The 17,693-nt window shown below is 29.1% G+C and carries 17 protein-coding genes; all 17 read right to left on the reverse strand.

The genetic code is table 11. From position 1 onward, the window contains the following. Positions 1 to 25 precede the first annotated feature (25 nt). Entirely contained in the window at positions 26 to 1,390 is a 1,365-nt protein-coding gene (locus OD91_RS08375; protein WP_144895937.1) for a nucleotide sugar dehydrogenase, read from the reverse strand. Positions 1,391 to 1,601: 211 nt separating this feature from the next. Then, entirely contained in the window at positions 1,602 to 2,621 is a 1,020-nt protein-coding gene (locus tag OD91_RS08380) for a hypothetical protein (protein WP_144895938.1), read from the reverse strand. After that, positions 2,608 to 4,020, reverse strand: coding sequence for a hypothetical protein (locus OD91_RS08385; RefSeq protein WP_144895939.1), 1,413 nt, complete (start codon positions 4,018 to 4,020; stop codon positions 2,608 to 2,610). The genes OD91_RS08380 and OD91_RS08385 overlap by 14 nt, the downstream gene beginning before the upstream one ends. A 215-nt stretch (positions 4,021 to 4,235) precedes the next feature. Beyond that, complete coding sequence (locus OD91_RS08390; protein WP_144895940.1) at positions 4,236 to 4,946, reverse strand: LytTR family DNA-binding domain-containing protein; 711 nt, start codon at positions 4,944 to 4,946, stop codon at positions 4,236 to 4,238. Next, a complete protein-coding gene (locus tag OD91_RS08395; protein WP_144895941.1) occupies positions 4,924 to 5,265 on the reverse strand; it encodes an Hpt domain-containing protein in 342 nt (113 codons plus the stop codon). Before OD91_RS08395 ends, OD91_RS08390 begins: the two co-directional genes overlap by 23 nt. A gap of 2 nt (positions 5,266 to 5,267) precedes the next feature. Further along, on the reverse strand, positions 5,268 to 6,986 hold the full coding sequence (locus OD91_RS08400; RefSeq protein ID WP_144895942.1) for an ATP-binding protein: 1,719 nt from the start codon (positions 6,984 to 6,986) through the stop codon (positions 5,268 to 5,270). Further along, positions 6,986 to 7,525, reverse strand: coding sequence for a heme NO-binding domain-containing protein (locus OD91_RS08405; protein WP_144895943.1), 540 nt, complete (start codon positions 7,523 to 7,525; stop codon positions 6,986 to 6,988). The genes OD91_RS08400 and OD91_RS08405 overlap by 1 nt, the downstream gene beginning before the upstream one ends. A gap of 6 nt (positions 7,526 to 7,531) precedes the next feature. After that, positions 7,532 to 7,936: a response regulator gene (locus OD91_RS08410; RefSeq protein WP_144895944.1), complete on the reverse strand. Its 405-nt coding sequence runs from the start codon at positions 7,934 to 7,936 to the stop codon at positions 7,532 to 7,534. Positions 7,937 to 8,119: 183 nt separating this feature from the next. Then, positions 8,120 to 9,433 carry a Fe-S cluster assembly protein SufD gene (gene sufD / locus OD91_RS08415; protein ID WP_144895945.1) on the reverse strand — a complete coding sequence of 438 codons (1,314 nt, stop codon included), beginning with the start codon at positions 9,431 to 9,433 and terminating at the stop codon, positions 8,120 to 8,122. Positions 9,434 to 9,508: 75 nt separating this feature from the next. Further along, complete coding sequence (gene sufC, locus OD91_RS08420) at positions 9,509 to 10,261, reverse strand: Fe-S cluster assembly ATPase SufC (RefSeq protein ID WP_144895946.1); 753 nt, start codon at positions 10,259 to 10,261, stop codon at positions 9,509 to 9,511. Positions 10,262 to 10,269: 8 nt separating this feature from the next. Continuing rightward, the gene (locus tag OD91_RS08425; protein WP_144895947.1) at positions 10,270 to 11,112 is read right to left on the reverse strand and encodes an N-acyl homoserine lactonase family protein; all 843 of its coding nucleotides are present in this window, start codon (positions 11,110 to 11,112) and stop codon (positions 10,270 to 10,272) included. Positions 11,113 to 11,123: 11 nt separating this feature from the next. Then, a complete protein-coding gene (gene sufB, locus OD91_RS08430) occupies positions 11,124 to 12,572 on the reverse strand; it encodes a Fe-S cluster assembly protein SufB (RefSeq protein WP_144895948.1) in 1,449 nt (482 codons plus the stop codon). A gap of 10 nt (positions 12,573 to 12,582) precedes the next feature. Further along, on the reverse strand, positions 12,583 to 12,912 hold the full coding sequence (locus tag OD91_RS08435; RefSeq protein WP_144895949.1) for an iron-sulfur cluster assembly accessory protein: 330 nt from the start codon (positions 12,910 to 12,912) through the stop codon (positions 12,583 to 12,585). A gap of 106 nt (positions 12,913 to 13,018) precedes the next feature. Beyond that, complete coding sequence (locus OD91_RS08440; protein WP_144895950.1) at positions 13,019 to 14,035, reverse strand: cytochrome-c peroxidase; 1,017 nt, start codon at positions 14,033 to 14,035, stop codon at positions 13,019 to 13,021. An 81-nt stretch (positions 14,036 to 14,116) separates the two neighbouring features. Next, a complete protein-coding gene (locus OD91_RS08445; protein WP_144895951.1) occupies positions 14,117 to 14,890 on the reverse strand; it encodes an MbnP family protein in 774 nt (257 codons plus the stop codon). Between the two features lie 3 nt (positions 14,891 to 14,893). Then, positions 14,894 to 16,231 (reverse strand): hypothetical protein, encoded by a 1,338-nt coding sequence (locus OD91_RS08450; protein ID WP_144895952.1) that lies wholly within the window; start codon positions 16,229 to 16,231, stop codon positions 14,894 to 14,896. A 10-nt stretch (positions 16,232 to 16,241) separates the two neighbouring features. Then, positions 16,242 to 17,660: a choice-of-anchor B family protein gene (locus OD91_RS08455; protein ID WP_144895953.1), complete on the reverse strand. Its 1,419-nt coding sequence runs from the start codon at positions 17,658 to 17,660 to the stop codon at positions 16,242 to 16,244. Positions 17,661 to 17,693: the final 33 nt, after the last annotated feature.

Below are 17,693 nucleotides of genomic sequence, written 5' to 3' on the forward strand. Positions count from 1 at the left end.
ATTTTTAATTTTATCAATTGGTAGTTTATAGAGACATATAAATCTCTTCTGGAAAACGATCTTTTTTATCACCTTTTACATCAAAAATGATAGTTTCTGAAGTGCCGTTTTTTAAATAATCGTAGTATGCTAAGTGCTTGTAGTTTTCATGATCTACCGCCAAAATAATAGCATCATATTCTTTTTTCGGGGTTTTTACAATATCGATTCCATATCTAGATTTTACCTCATCAGCTTCTACTAAATAATCATGAACATCAACATTAAAACCTCTACTAATTAGGTGTAAGCATAATTCTGCGGTTTTAGAATTCCTGATGTCATTTACATCCTCTTTAAAAGCAATTCCTTTTACTAAAATGCTAACTTGTTGTTTTCTAAATCTTTTAGAAAATAACCTTCTTTCTAGTTGCACGCCAATATGTTGAATCATACTTTCATTAACCTCTCTTACTTGTTCTAATAATTTAGGCGTGTACTTCATTTCTTTTGCTTTGCTGATTAAATAATATGGATCTACGCCAATACAATGTCCACCAACTAAGCCTGGAAAATAATTATGAAAATTCCATTTGGTACCTGCCGCTTCTAAAACATCTTTTGTATTAATGTTTAAATGACTAAAGATTTTTGATAACTCATTCATTAAACCAATGTTTACATCTCTTTGTGTATTTTCAACCACTTTTGCAGCTTCAGCAACTTTAATTGTTGGTGCTTTATGAACACCGGCAATCACAACTTCTTCGTACACTTTTGATACAGTTTCTAAAGATTCTTTAGTACTTGCAGCAACAACTTTTTTAATTTTAGTAAACGTATGTTTCTTGTCTCCGGGATTAATTCTTTCAGGTGAATAACCAACCGTAAAATCTTCATTAAATTTTAATCTAGAAATTCTTTCTAAAATAGGGACACAAATTTCCTCTGTACAACCTGGATAAACCGTAGATTCAAAAACAACACAGTCGCCTTTTTTTAAGTATTTAGCAATGGTTGCTGTGGCAGATTTTATAGGTGTTAAGTTTGGTTTCTTTTGATCGTCTATTGGAGTTGGAACTGCAACAATATAAAATTTAGCGTTTTTTAGTATTTCATCATTGGCTGTAAAGTTGATGTCTTTTCCTAAAAATTCATCTTCAGATAATTCGTTGCAAGGATCTTTATGTTGTAAAAGCTGTAATACTTTTCCTTCATTTAAATCAAAACCAATAACCTTAAATTTTGACGCCATATGAACTGCTAAAGGCAATCCAACATATCCTAAACCAACAACAGCCATTGAATTTTTCTTGTTGATTAAATTGTTAAATAATTGATCTTTTTTGTACGCTAATTTTGGAAAATTTTCCCCTTTACTTTCTTTGTTAATTTTAATTGCTGTATTCATATCTATTAGATTTTATAATGTTTTTATTTATACATCAAATTTACTTCAACATCAAGTATTTTGTTTGTATTATTGGCTTATCAAATAGTTCTCTGTGGATAAAATTGCAGTGAGTGTAGACGAATGGCTTTTATCGATTTTTAATCATTTAGCAATAAAAAAACCTCAACATAGTATGTTGAGGTTTAGAAGCTTGAATGATAAATTATTTTTAAAATTTCCCAATTTTTATTTTTAGGTTTAGCTTATAAAATTTAGCCCATTCTTTTGTTTGAGTTGTGTCTAGTGGCACAATTTCTGTAAGTATATTTCTTTCTGTAGGCTCATATTTTTTTTGAAATTCAGTCGGAGCTTTATAGGTAGAAATGTAGAGTTTATTTATAATTCCTTCGGATGTTGTTTTATCTGGAAATTCAACTTGAACGAGATCTCCTTTTTTAATATTTGCCAAATCTTTTAAATCAAAATACGCTTTAATAAATACTTTTTCTACATTATGTATGGTCATAACATTTTCTGCTTTATAACAAGATTCTTCGCTATTTTTCAAAATCTGACCCACAACACCTTTAATTGGAGAGATATACGTATTTTGATAGTTGTTTGAATTGTTTAATAAAAGGTTAGAACTTGGCTGTAACATCTTTTTTTGCAAAGACAGAAAGTACAATTCGTTTTTTAGGACATTAATATCATTTTCTACTTGTAGTTTTAAGGAAATTACACCGTCTAATTTTGTTTTTGTATATACGTCTAACAAGACTAATTTTGTTACTTTTTTTTCTTGAATTTTTAGATATGCTAACTTTTTTTGTAAACCTTTTAAGCGGATACTATTTAGATGTATCTGTTTTAAAATAGTTGCTAAATTATTAGATGTTTGTTCTTTTTTATCTAAATTTTTTAATACTAATGAAGCATCACTATCAAAATTATTTTGAAAATAATTAAACAGTTTTGTTCCAACTGTAACAGTATCTCCTTCATTTATAAAAAGTTGTTTTAAACGAATATCGTTTGTAAAATTTACATCTACTTTATCCATTAACATTTGTCCATTACCTTCTAACCAGACAGTTTTTTTATAAATAAAACTAGAGAGCCAAATAAACAATCCAAGAATAATTAATAAGTATAAAACTCTATCAAAATTAAATTTCTTCTTTTTTATTTTTGGTTCTTTTAAGGTTCTTATAATTGCTTTTCCTTTTTTATAATTAAATGCTTTCATGTTGTATTCTTTTAAGTTCTTCTTCAATAAAATTTTCTACTGTTTTTATTGTTTTTTGTTCTTTTTCAAGGATTATGATTGATGATTTTTTTAGTTTATTTCTTAGCTGATTATCCTCTAAAACAACTTCCCTAATTTTTTTAGCTTCAAGAAATTCTAATTGAAATTTGAGAGAATATTTTTTACTTTCTTTTAATAATAATGGTTGTTTTTTGTTCTTTTCATCAAAATAAAAATGTTTAAAAAGTGTGTTTAGATTATTGGTGTCATTTAATTCAAAAAAACGTGTAATAACTTTATACAACTGTCTTTTTAATTGCAGCATATTTTCTAGAACTTTAAATTGCTCTTCCATCATTTCTAAAATTAGCAAGCCAGAATTTTCTGTTTCAACTTCTTGTTTTAGAAGTTTTAAAACTCTAATCCGCTCATCTATTACTTGCCAACTTTTATATTGATTTCTTAAGTCTTTTAACTTTTCATTATATTCATTTACATAAGTAATTGTTAGATTATACCTACCTAAAGATTTGTCTGTTTCTTGAGCTTGTAAAATTTTAATTTTTGTTTTAATTATTTTTTTGCGATTATTAAATCTAATAGGAGCTTTAAAACGGAAACCAACAGCAGGAAAATAACGCTGTAAAGTTGGTGTTTGTAGATAATTCTGATTGACATAAAACGATAAGTTTATATCATTTAATGCATGATTTTGAAGTCGAATATTTTCTTCTGCGAATTGTTTTTTTTGAGGCGAATTTGTTACAGAAAAACTGTCTAAATTAACGACTAATAGAGGTAGTTTTTTAGTAGTTAAATATTTTTCAGAAACACTGTCTTGTAGTAGTATATTTTCCTTTTCTACCGTTTTAAGTTGATTTTTTAAAACCTGAATTTGATTGCTTACTTTTAGTAAACGTTCTCTTTTAATTAGTTTTTGGTAGTACAGTTTATTTAAAAAATCGAAAAAGCTATTTTCAAAGGCTAAGAAGTTTGTGTGAAGATTAATTACCTCTTTATTTAAAATAAAATTATAATCAATTCTAAACTGTCTTCTCCATAATTGTTTTTCAACTTTTTCTGAATCAAGTTTTAAAATTTCAATGATATTTTTTATTCTTTTGGCTTTAACCTTATTATAAACAAAACCCATTTTTAAAACATTCCACTCCAATTCTGCTCTAAAACTTGTTTTGATATAACTGTTGGTTTCTTCGTCTATTATATTTCTAAAATTATGATTTCCACTAGCTTTAAAAACTAATCCGATATCTTTTTTATATTGATTCGATTCTAATTCTTTTAAATCTATTTCTAATAAATTAAGGTTTTTATTTTTTTTGACTCCGGGTTTAATAAATGATAAAGAAGTGTTTTTTTCTTGATGAGGAAACGTCAAAAAAGGAGCTGTTTTATTGATTAAATTTTCAGATTCTTTAACTAACTCTAGTAAAGATTGACTGGAAATTTTACAGGTAAAGAACAATAATAGTACGATATATAAATTCCTCGGTTTCATTACTCAAAGCTATGAATAACAAGGGTTTTAGGTGTTTTTTATCGACTAATGATTCATTTACTGTGGATAAATGGTTTGTGAGTATTGCTAAAAGGTTACAATAAATTTAAACGTCTTTTAAGTTCATTCCTATTAGATCTACTTACCGGAATAATATCTTGTTTTATAAGCACACTACTATCTTCTATATCAACAATTTTATTGATATTTATTACATAAGATCTGTGTACTTTTAAGAAACTTTCCACAGGTAATTTTTCTTCAATCTTTTTTAAAGGACAATGTACAATGTGGTTTTTTTCTTCGGTTTTTATTTTAATATAATCTCCTCTAGCTTCAATTACATAAATACTTGGAATATCAATTTTAACCAATCGTCTGTCAATATTTACATAAAGTGTATCGGTACTATTTTGACTTTCCACTTTTTTTGTTGGCGTAGAAGTATTAACTAAACTAATGGCTTTTACTTTTGCAACAGCTTTCTTTAAACGTTCTAATTCTATAGGTTTTACGATATAATCTACCACAAAAGTATACTCAAAAGCTTCTATTGCAAAGTTTCTATCGGAAGTAGTTAATATAATTTTAGGTGGATTCTTTAAACTTTGAATAAAGTCAAAACCATCAAAATCTGGCATGTGGATGTCAAGAAAAATAACATCTACGGTGTTTTTATTTAAAAACTTCATAGCCTCTAAAGCATTAGAAAATTGCCCTACTATATTTAACTCAGGAATATCTTCTGCAACCTGACTTAAAATTGTTCTTGCCACTAATTCATCATCTACTATTATACATTCCATCTTGTAATTTATTTATATAATTTTTCATTAGGGGTAGCATTGATTCAAAATATTTTTGATTTATTATTTTTTCTTCTCGTAAGCTATTTTCAAAATCGTTGGTTAATTCATAACTTTTTTCAAGTCCCAAAATCACCATTTTATGTTTAATTCTATGTACTATTTCTTTAGTTTTCTTTAAATCAGATTCTTTAAAAAAACGATAGTAGTCGTCTATTTCTGTAAATAATTCTTCTTTAATTATGGTAATTATCTTTTTTTCAAAGTCGAAATCACCTTTAGAAATTGTTTTAATATATGATAAATTGGGTTCTTCCATCGTTACTTTTTTATGGTGAAATAAAAGGTAGTTCCTTTATTTACTTGAGATTCTACCCAAATTTCGCCTTTATAGATATCAACTATTTTTTTTACAACAGAAAGACCAATACCTGTAGAGTCTTTTGCTTTTTTAAGTGATTGAAAGATTTTAAAGATTTTAGTAAAATGCTTTTTCTCTATTCCAATACCATTGTCTTTTACAGAAAACTTATAAAAAGATTTATGTTCTTTAACATCAATTTCTATGGTTCCTTGCGGCTTATCATTAAACTTTATTGCGTTTTCAATTAAGTTCTGAAATAATCTTTGATATAAGGTTTTATCACCATACAATATAGGTAATTTCTTAGTAGTTTTTATTGTAATATTTTCTGGAACATATAAAAGTTGGATAATATCCTTTATTAAAACGTCTAATGCTACTGGGTCTTTTATTTGTTGATTTGCTTCTAAACTAGAATAACTTAAAACATCAGAAATTAATGATTCCATTTTTTCTAAGGTCAATTCTATATCATTAAAATACTGCAAGCTTGTTTGATTATAACTATCAATATTATCGGTTTTAAGCCAAGATGTTAATGCATATAAACTTCTTAATGGAGATTTTAAATCGTGCGTAACAATGTGCGCATATTCTTGTAATTCTTCATTATTTTTTTCAAGCGTAAGTAGCAATTCTTTGTTTTGGGTTTCTGCTTTTTTTCGTTCTCTTAAATTAATAGCGCTTTTAAGTTGTAGCGCCACCAAATTTGCAATGTTTTGTATGGTAATTAAATGCTCGGGTGTAAAATGGTTTTTATTTTTATGTTCTGCATCAATAATACCAATCACATTTCCTTCACTTATAATTGGTACAGTTATTTCTGACAAACGATTTTCATCATCCAAAACATACCGATTATCAATACTTGTATCATTAATTATTTCTGGATTTCCAGACTTTGCTACGCTGCCTACAATTCCTTTACCAATTGGTAAAATTATTTTATTTGCTATTTCTTTTTTAGGGTTTAGTTTGTTATCAAAAGCTGCTATTTGTTCTAAGGTATTTGTTGAATGATCTACTAAATATATAACACAATCATTTGTGCCAAGATAATTAGCTATCGAGCTCGATATTTCCCATGCTATTTCATAAATATTTTCTTTTCCTAGAATAGATTTTACGGTATTATTAATCATATCTAGGATAATTCTTTTTTCTCGTTGATGAGTAACATCTCTAATAATACCTTGAACAGCAATAGCATTTTTTTGATTATCGTACACTACACTAGCATTAATATTTACCCATTTTATTTGATTTTCTTTAGTGAGTATTCTAGCATTATAATTAGTGAAATTCCCAGTAATTAATAATTGTTTAAATGAGTTAATTGCATATGTATAATCCTCTTTATAGACTAAGCTGTTAATATTTAAATGATTGTTATTTAGAGTATAACCGAGAAGTTCCTCAGCATTTTCATTCATTTTTAAAACATTTCCTTCAATATCAACAACTATATAAGCATCGTTTATATTTTCAAAAATTCCTTTTAATTGCGAAGTTTTTTCGTCTAATAATGATTCTAATTTGGTATTTGCAACTTTTAATTTTTCTGAAGTATTATATAATTCCAAAGACTTTTCTTCAAGAATTTTTTCTGCTTGTTTTCTAGCTTTTATTTGCCTTTCTAGGGCTCTTTCTAATATTTCAATTTTTGAATTTTTCACTAATTTTTTTTGATAAAAAATCGGACTTCAGTACCATCTTCTTTAATTTTTTCTAATAAAATAGTTGCTGTTGAATTAAAATGTTCAAAAGTCTTATTCATTAAACCCAATCCAAAATGATGCATGGCTCTACTAGATTTATAGACCATTGTTAATGAGTTTTCGGTTTTTTCTTCTACAATAAAAGTAGGTAATTCTGCATCAGGATATATTTTTCTTACTTCTATATGAATATGATTTTCTATAGAAGACAACATTTCTATAGGGTCTTTATACGTATTTAAAAGACCAGGATAACTCTTCTCTAAAACACTAAAAAAGTGTTCTGCATAGACCAATAATAAATTGTCTATAGAAAGCCCTGTATTATTACTTAAATTACTTAAAAGACTTAACATTTCTGCAAACTTGTACGTGCCGATAGAGGTATAACTTCCGCCAGATTCTAATTTAGATTGTTCAATAATAGTATCCACCATTTCTAAACCAAATTTATCTTCAACTAAATCTAGAAACTCAGTAAAAACAATTCCTTTCATATTGTATTATGTTTTAAATTCATTAAGATTCCAGTATTTAATAACTGTAAGAATCTTTTCTTCGTACTCTTCATATTTTAAAGGTTTAATAATATATCCAGCTATACCAATTTCGTAACATTCTTTTATATCTTTTTTGTTGTTTGATGTAGTTAATACGATGGTAGGTATATGTTTTAGTGTACGATTATTTTTTAAAATTGTTAGAAATTCGATACCATTAGTATCTGGCATGTTTAAATCTAGTAAAATAATATTAGGTGTTTCATTTTTAAGTGAAATCAACGCTTCTTTGCCATTTATAACGTGCGATATATTGAAGTTATTTGCATTATTAGAAGTAGCTCTAGTAAATTTTAGCACTTCTAATCTATCGTCTTCTATCAATAAAATATTTAGTTTTTTTTCCAAGGATAAAAAGTAATTTTATATAAAAGTAATTTTTTTATCCTTAGAAATAGATTTGCTTAGTTAATTATCTGTTTTACTGTAGACCAATGGAATTTAAGTGTAGACGAGTTGTAGTTTTTGATTTAAAATAAAAAACCACGCAAAAAGCGTGGTTATATTTTATATAAAAAGTATTTTAAATGCTTACAAATCAAACCCAATATTAACACCTAATTTAGTTGCAATTAGCTTATTGATACGTTGTTTTACTTCTGGTATTTTTACACTTTCTAAAACCGTATTTGCAAAAGCATACATTAATAATGCTTTACCTTCTTTTGCAGGAATTCCTCTTTGTTGCATGTAAAATAAGGCATCATCATCTAATTGACCAATAGTACAACCGTGAGAACATTTTACATCATCAGCAAAAATTTCTAACTGAGGTTTTGCATTAATTGTAGCTTTATCACTTATTAAAACATTATTGTTTTGTTGATAAGCGTTTGTTTTCTGCGCCTCTTTTTCTACAATCACTTTTCCATTAAAAACTCCCGTAGAACGCTCGTCAAAAATACCTTTATAATCTTGATGAGATTCACAATTTGGCTCAATATGATGTACCAATGTGTGATGATCTACATGTTGTTTTCCTTCAATAATTGTAATCCCTTTTAAGATAGAGTCCATATGCTCACCTCTTTGATAAAAGTTTAAATTATTTCTAGTAATATTTCCTCCAAAAGAAAATGTATGAACAGAAACAACAGAGTTTGTTTTTTGCTCTATGTACGTATTATCAACCAATGAAGCGTTGATGTTATCATTCTGAATTTTATAAAAATCTACTGTCGAATTTCTAGCAGCAAAAACTTCGGTTACGACATTTGATAAAACTGCATTTGATGTTAAAGATTGATGACGCTCTATAATTTGAACATGTGCATTTTCTTCAACAACAATTAAATTACGTGGCTGAACCATTGTTGCAGCTTCAGAACCTGTAGTAAAATTGATGATTTGTATTGGCTTTTCTACCTCAACATTTCTAGGAATATAAATGTAAGCTCCTTCGTTTGCAAAAGCAGTATTTAACGATGTTAAATTATCCTGTTTTGCTATTTTATTGAAATAATTTTCAATAACTGGGCTATATTTTGATTTTGATAATGCTGAAGATAATAAACAAATATCTTTTTCATCATGCGTTACATCAGATAAAAAAGAGCTGTATTTTCCATCGATAAAAACAATTTTATAGGTGTCTATATCATGAATAAAGTACTTTTTTACATCAGCAAATTCAATCGTGTTTTCTTTGTTTGGAAAAATACTGTAATCATTCTTTAAAACTGAGTTTAAAGACGTGTATTTCCAAGCTTCTAACTTCTTGGTAGGAAACCCTAGTTTCTCAAAATTTTGTAGTGCTTCTGTTCTAATTTCATGAATATCAGAATTAATATCCAATCCATTTTCAAACGCTACATAAGATGATACTATTTTATCTTTTAATTCCATTATTTATGAGTCTTAAAGTCTAAAGTTAGAAAGTTAAAAAGGAAACCTTCTTTTAGACTTTTGGCTTTTCAACTTTTAACTATTTACTTCTTCTTTAATCCAATCGTATCCTTTTGCTTCTAATTCTAAAGCAAGTGAAGCATCACCAGATTTTACAATTTTACCATCGTGTAAAACATGTACATAATCTGGAACGATATATTCTAATAAACGTTGGTAATGTGTAATAACAATTACAGCATTGTCTTTAGATTTTAACTTGTTTACACCATTTGCAACAATTCTTAACGCATCGATATCTAAACCAGAATCTGTTTCATCTAAAATTGCTAATTTTGGTTCTAACATGGCCATTTGAAAAATCTCGTTACGTTTCTTTTCACCTCCAGAAAAACCTTCGTTTAAAGAACGTGATAAAAATTTACGGTCTATTTCTAATAATTCTGATTTCTCACGAATCATTTTTAACATGTCCTTTGCAGGCATGTCTTCTAACCCTTTTGCTTTTCTTGTTTCGTTAATCGCAGTTTTTATAAAATTTGTTACCGAAACTCCAGGAATTTCTACTGGATATTGAAACGATAAAAACACACCGTTATGCGCTCTTTCTTCCGGTGCTAATTCACCAATATCTTCTCCATTTAATTCAATAGATCCACCAGTAACTTCATATTCTTCTTTACCAGCAATAATATTTGCTAACGTACTTTTTCCAGCTCCATTTGGACCCATGATTGCGTGTACTTCACCTGCTTTTACTTCTAAATTCAATCCTTTTAAAATTGATTTTTCTTCTATTTCTGCCTGTAGGTTTTCTATTTTTAACATTGCTTACGCTATTTGTTTTTTAATATTTCTTCTAATTTTTTAAAGGCGATTGGAGAATGTTGAATAATAACTTCTGCGTTTTTTTCTTTCGCAAAAGCCTCAAATTTATCCATACTTTCCAATGTTTGTTTTACATCATAATTAAATGATGGAATCCCTTTTGTTGCTCTATTTTCTTCAAAATGATATAAATCTCCAGTCAATAAAATTGGTTTTTCTACACCAGAAACTTCAATATATAAAGCTTGGTGACCAATGGTATGACCCGGCATGTATTTAATGACCACTGTTCCGTCACCAAAAACATCATGATCTCCGTTTAATTTCTGAATTTTTTCCAACTTTTTTACTGCTGGGTTTTTCACTTTTGCAGAATCACCAGCAACAGCATTATATTCGTTTTCTTGAACGAGCCAAGTTGCATTTTTCATGTAGTTTGCATGCCCAGTATGATCGAAATGAGAATGTGATAATGCAAAATGACTAAAATCTTTAATTTTAAAACCAATTGTTTTTAATTGATTTACTAAGGAATCTGGTCTTTGTACTGCAAAAACTCCATTTTGAGTATGAAATGGTTCTGGAACAACTAATTGTTCTGGCAGACCTGCGTCCCACATTAAGTTTCCTTTTGGATGAGAGATTACATAATATGAGTCTGTAAATTGTTTTGTTTGACCTGTATATGTTGTGTCTTGAGAAAAAGCTTCTAGTTTTTTTACTAAAATAGAACCACCAACTAATTGATATAATTTTACAGTAGCTTTTTCAACTAATTTAGCTTCTTTTTTTTCTGTGTTTTTACAGCTAACAATCGCTAAACTTAAAAATAATAAGATAATTTTTTTCATACGAATTGATTTTATCCTACAGAACCTTCTAAGCTAATTTCTAATAATTTTTGAGCTTCTACAGCAAACTCCATTGGCAACTTATTTAATACTTCTTTACTAAATCCGTTTACAATTAAAGCAATCGCTTTCTCTGTATCTATACCACGTTGGTTACAGTAAAATAATTGTTCTTCACCAATTTTACTTGTTGTTGCTTCGTGTTCTATCTGTGCCGATTTATTTTTTGCCTCTATATAAGGAAATGTGTGAGCTCCACATGCATTACCCATTAATAAAGAATCACACTGAGAAAAATTACGTGCGTTTTCTGCTCTAGAATTTATTTGCACCAATCCTCTATATGAGTTTTGAGATTTTCCAGCAGATATTCCTTTAGAAATAATGGTTGATTTTGTGTTTTTTCCTAAGTGAATCATTTTAGTTCCAGTATCAGCTTGCTGATAATGGTTAGTTACAGCAATCGAATAAAATTCACCTACAGAATTATTTCCTTTTAAAATACAACTTGGATATTTCCATGTTACAGCAGATCCTGTTTCTACTTGTGTCCAAGAAATTTTTGCATTTGTTTCGCATAAACCTCTTTTTGTTACAAAGTTAAAAACACCACCTTTTCCGTTTTCATCTCCTGGAAACCAGTTTTGAACGGTAGAATATTTTATTTCTGCATCATCCATTGCAATTAATTCTACAACAGCGGCATGTAATTGATTTTCATCTCTTTGCGGAGCTGTACAACCTTCTAAATAAGAAACATAACTTCCTTCGTCTGCAACAACTAATGTTCTTTCAAACTGACCAGTTCCACCTTCGTTAATTCTAAAATAGGTTGATAATTCCATTGGACAACGAATTCCTTTTGGAATGTAACAGAAAGATCCATCAGAAAAAACAGCCGAATTTAACGCTGCATAAAAGTTATCTGTTGTTGGTACAACGGTACCTAAATATTTTTTTACCAATTCTGGATGTTCTTGAATTGCTTCTGAAATTGGCATAAAAATAATACCCTTTTCACCTAATGTTTTCTTAAAAGTAGTTGCAACAGAAACAGAATCCATTACAATATCAACAGCAACATTTGCTAATCTTTTTTGCTCATCTAAAGAAATACCTAACTTTTTAAAAGTCTCTAATAAATCTGGATCAACATCATCTAAACTATCTAATTTAGGTTTTTGTTTTGGTGCAGAATAATAAGCAATTTCTTGAAAATTAGGTTTTGGATAGTTCACGTTTGCCCAATCTGGTTCTTCCATTTGTTTCCAAACTCTAAACGCTTCTAATCTCCATTCGGTCATCCATTCTGGTTCGTTTTTCTTTTTAGAAATTGCTCGAACTACATCTTCATTTAATCCTTTTGCAAAAGTTTCACTTTCTATATCTGTATAAAAACCATATTCGTATTCTTTGGTTTTTAATTCTTCTGCTAAATCGTCTTCAGTATACTTTGACATTCTCTAATTTTTAAAGTGAAAATGATTCTCCACAACCACATGTGCGATTTGCGTTTGGATTGTTAAACACAAATCCTTTTCCGTTTAATCCACCTGAATATTCTAAAGTAGTTCCTACCAGGTATAAAAAACTCTTTTTATCAACGACGAGTTTAACGTTATTTTCTTCGAAAATTTTATCGTTTTCTTGAGTACTTTTATCAAAAGTTAAATCGTAAGATAAACCACTACATCCGCCACTTTTAACACCAACACGAACAAAATCTGTGCTTGCATCAAAACCGTCATCAGTCATTAATTCTACGACTTTCTTTTTAGCTGTGTTTGAAACTTTTATCATTTTTAAATAGATTAAATCTAAATTGGAGTGCAAATATACGATATAAGTCTCAATTTACCACCCAACCTTTCATTGTGATTGTTGATACTCTGATTGACTTTTTTGATTATTCTTGAAATGCAGGATTATTAATAAAGTCGTAATCTGAAAGAGTAAGTAAAAATGCTTTTAAATCTGACTTATCTTGAGTTGATAATTTAACCCCACCATTAGCAACTTTTTTCATTAAAGGATCTATGGTTGTTGAGTTTACTAGACCTTCAGAATAATGATTAATGACCTCTTCTAAAGTTGTAAATCGACCATCGTGCATATACGGAGAAGTAAATTCTAAGTTTCTTAACGAAGGTGATTTAAATTTTCCATTATCATTTGGATCACCAGTTACAGCTCCTAAACCTAAATCGGTAAAAGTAGCATCTAATCCGTTATTATGGAATTTGTTATCTGTCCAAAGAGGATTGTTATTACTTCCATGGCAATGAAAACAATCTCCTCTAGCTTCATCCATAAAAACGTTAAATCCGTTTTGTTCTTCTGGGGTTAGTGTAGTTTCTCCACGAAGATGTTTATCAAATTTAGATTCTCCAGAAATTAAGGTTCGTTCAAATTGTGCAATCGCTTTTGTAACCAATAAAGAATCTATTGTTAAGGTTGCAAATGCTTGTAAAAACAATGTTGGATATTCGGAATGATTCTGAAGTTTCTGAACAACATTCGTCCACTTACTATGCATTTCTATCGGATTTCGAACAGGTTCTAACGCTTGCCTTTCAAGACCTAATTCTTTACCGTCCCAAGCAAAACGTTCGTCAAAATTCCATGCTAAATTAAAAAGCGGCATTGAGTTTCTTTTACCAAACTTTCCATCTACACCATCACTAAATCTAGTGTCGTCTGTAAATGCTTTTTTAGGATTATGACAACTTGCACACGATTGTGTATTGTTTTTTGATAATATTTTATCAAAAAAAAGTTTCTTTCCTAAAGCAATTCCTTCTTGAGTAAGTGGATTATTACTTGGAATTAAAGGCGAAATTAGTTTATCTGAAAATAGTTTTGGAATTTCTAAGGTTGCAGGAATTGGTGTATAAACTTCTTCTTCTTTTGATGCGCAATTCATTATAAGAAAAAGAGCAAAAAAAGATATCCAATAGTGTTTCATTATTCAGACTTATCGACTGCACCGAAGTGACATTTAGATTTAATTTTGTGTTATTTCTCCTAAAGAGAAAACGCCTTCACCATTTTCACTCATCATTTTCTGAGCATCAAAATTTGGCATTAAAACGGTATTTAATACATTTAAATCCCACGTATTTGGGTTTTTAAACCATTCTGCAATGTTCATTTTAATTTCTATACTTGCATTATTGTCAATAATTACCTCTCCAAGATCTACAGCAATTGATGTGTCTTGAAACTTAAGATTATTTGGATCTGTTCTATCCACTGCTCTTATAGCGTGATAATTAAAGTTTGAATCTTGAATGTTTGTGTCTTTATACTTTCCATCAAATTGCATAAAATGATATCCGCCACCTAACATTGCAGGAACATTAAAATTAGCAGTATTCAAATCTTTATAGGCACTATCAACATTATCTGCATCTTTAAAACCAAAAATAAAAGTCAAATCATAAATTCCAGGATGTACAGTTTTTGGCGATTCATAAGATAACCCAGAATTTTCACCAATATTTATTAAATGATAGTTACTTAAAGTATCGATATTGTTTTTTGCATCAGTTAATAGAACATTAGAAATTACATAACGTAATCTTTCTATACTTAACTGTTCTCCGTTTTTAGTTGTGAATTTTATACTATTAAAATCTTCATTTGTGACTGGTGTTTCGTCCCAATGATGTGTAAAGTTTAATGTGATTTTAGCATTAATTATTGGAATATCATTATCTGAACTACAAGCGTTAAAAGTAATAATTAGGATTAAAAAAAGTAATATACTATTTCTCATGTATTATTTAATTGTAATGATTAATGCGTCTGTAAATCCTTTATTTACAGAGATATCTCTGTCTGAACTATTACTTTCTCCAACGGCAATTATGGTTCCATTATTCAATTCTGTTGCGTCATATGCAAAATCAATTTCAAAACCACCAACGGTTGTACTCCAAACTAAATTTCCGTTTGAATCTATTTTTAAAACCAACGCATCATTTTGTCCATTATTGATTAATTTATTGTCTGAACTTCTTGAACTCCCAGAAATTATAAATCCATTATCCTGAGTTTTTCTAACACCTCGACCAACATCAAAACTTGACCCGCCAAATGATTTTTCCCAGATGATTTTTCCATCAAGATCAATTTTTATGACCCATAAATCTGCTCCTCCTTTATTAGTAGAAACGTCTTGGTCTGAACTTCTAGTATCTCCAACAATTAGATAATTTCCATCATGTGTTTTTGTAATGGCTCTTGCTTCATCTATTTCTGATCCACCAAATGATTTTTCCCAAATCAATGTACCGTCATTAGCAACTTTTATTACCCAAAAATCATAGGTTCCTTTATTTGCTTTTATATCAACATCATTACTGTCTGATGAACCAACCATAATAAATCCTGCATCATCAGTTTCTACAACTCCGTATGGTGTATCTGTAAAAGATCCGCCATAAAACTTACTCCATTTTTTTTCGCCGTTTGCAGTAAGTTTAATAGCCCAATAATCTCCACCAGCATGTCTTCTAGCTATTTTTGAGTTTCCCTGTCCGTTTGATGCTGAAACATCTAAAACACCTGTTATTAAAAAACCGTTATCGGAAGTTTCTATTAAAGAAATACCAGCATCATTTCCTGAAAAGCCAAATGATTTTTGCCATAGAATTGTTCCACTCGAGTTTAATTTTGCAACCCAATAATCTTTAAAACCTGCATTTAAAGCAACGTCTTTATCGGCACTTTTAGAATAGCCAAGAATTGCAAAACCGCCATCTTTTGTTTGAATAATATCGCTACCTCTATCATCATTAGTTCCACCATAAGTTTTATTCCATTGTGGTTGATTTAATGTAGAAAATTTAAGTAGCCAAAAATCGAAATCTTCGCTAGTTTTATTAGTAATATCTCCATCATTACTTTGTGTATAACCTAAAACTGCATAACCGCCATCTACAGTTTTAGTAACTGCATTTGCTAAATCATTTTTAGAGCCTCCGTATGTTTTTATCTGTTCTATTTTCCCAGAAAAAGCAGGTGCTTTTGTAATATTTATTCCGTCATCAGAAGAACAAGAATAGTAAGTTGAAGTGATAATAATAAGAGAACAAACAAGTGCTTTTTTAAGCATATTATATCATTTATCGAACAATAAATTTCTTAGAAAAAGCATTATTTATTTTAACTAAATACAATCCTTTAGCAAAATCACCTATTTCTAATATATACTGTGATTGATTTATATTTTCCTTAGAAAACACTTCTTTACCTAAAAGATTAAACACTTGGATCGATTTTATTGTGTTTTTGTTGGATGCATTTATTACAGGGTTACCAATTGTAGGGTTAGGGGAAATAGAAAAGGATGATCTTAATTCTTCAGAATTTATCGATAAAGAATTACTTTTCTTAATAATAAATAATCCAGAATTAGAATCACTAACAATAATATTTCCACTTGGTAAATAAGGATACACATTCCAAACACCATTAAAACTTGCGTTGTCATTAGATGGATACGTGTCAAAAAAACCAATTTCAGAAAGATTTTTATTAGCGATATCAGCAATATCAATCATTCTAACTCCAGCCGTGTAACTTGCCAAATAAAAAGTATTGCCTTTCACATATCCGTTGTGATCAATAGCATTGTTTGTGCCTAAATATTCAGTATGAACAACCGGAACGTCTAGATTTGTTAGATCAAAAACAATAGATCTTGTTTTATGACCTAACCGTTGTTCATCTAATTCATCTCCTAAAATAAAATATTTTTTATCTTCTGTAAACCAACCTTGATGTGAGTATTTTACATTTGGATAGCTTAACCTAGCTATTTGTATAGGATTTGTTTTGTTGGAAACATCAACAATTGTAATAGTATCCTCATTACACGCAATTAATATTTCTTTTCCAGTATAATCTGTGTCTGGGCCATTATAAGTAACAACTTGTGCATCATGAGTATATCCATCTCCAGAAAAACCGCCAGGACTTGTTGGATTTTTTGGGTCTTGAATATTTATAAAATAAGGTCCCGCAGCAGATTTAGCAGAACCAACAATATAAGCAAAGCCAGAATCTTCATTAATAACAATATTATGCGCTTTACCGAATTCTGTATAGTGTTTATCTGCAGTAAAAGTTACTGGCGGATTTGAAACATTTCTTAATTTAGTTAAATCAAAAACTTGCATTCCATGATTAGATGCTTCACTTACTATAAATGCATGATCTTTATAAACTTTGACATCTCTCCAAGTACTATTAAACGTTGCAGTTGGTAGCTTTCCTAAAATAACAGGATTTGTTGGATTAGAAATATCTATAAAATGGACTCCATCATTTGTACACATTAATGCATACTCTTTATTTGTTGTTGAATCTACCCAACCCCAAGAATCGTTTCCAGAGCTACTTCCAAATTGAGCTAAAGAAACATGAGATTGTAAATCATAATCTTTACAAGGATAATTTCCTGCAAAACCATTTACACAAGGTGTTTGACTATATGAAAATATAGAAAACAAAAAAGCGAATAAGAGTAGATTTTTGTTCATAAAAAAGAGTTAACTCAAACAAATGTACCATTT

The sequence above is a fragment of the Lutibacter sp. Hel_I_33_5 genome (genome assembly GCF_007827455.1).
Lineage (GTDB): Bacteria > Bacteroidota > Bacteroidia > Flavobacteriales > Flavobacteriaceae > Polaribacter.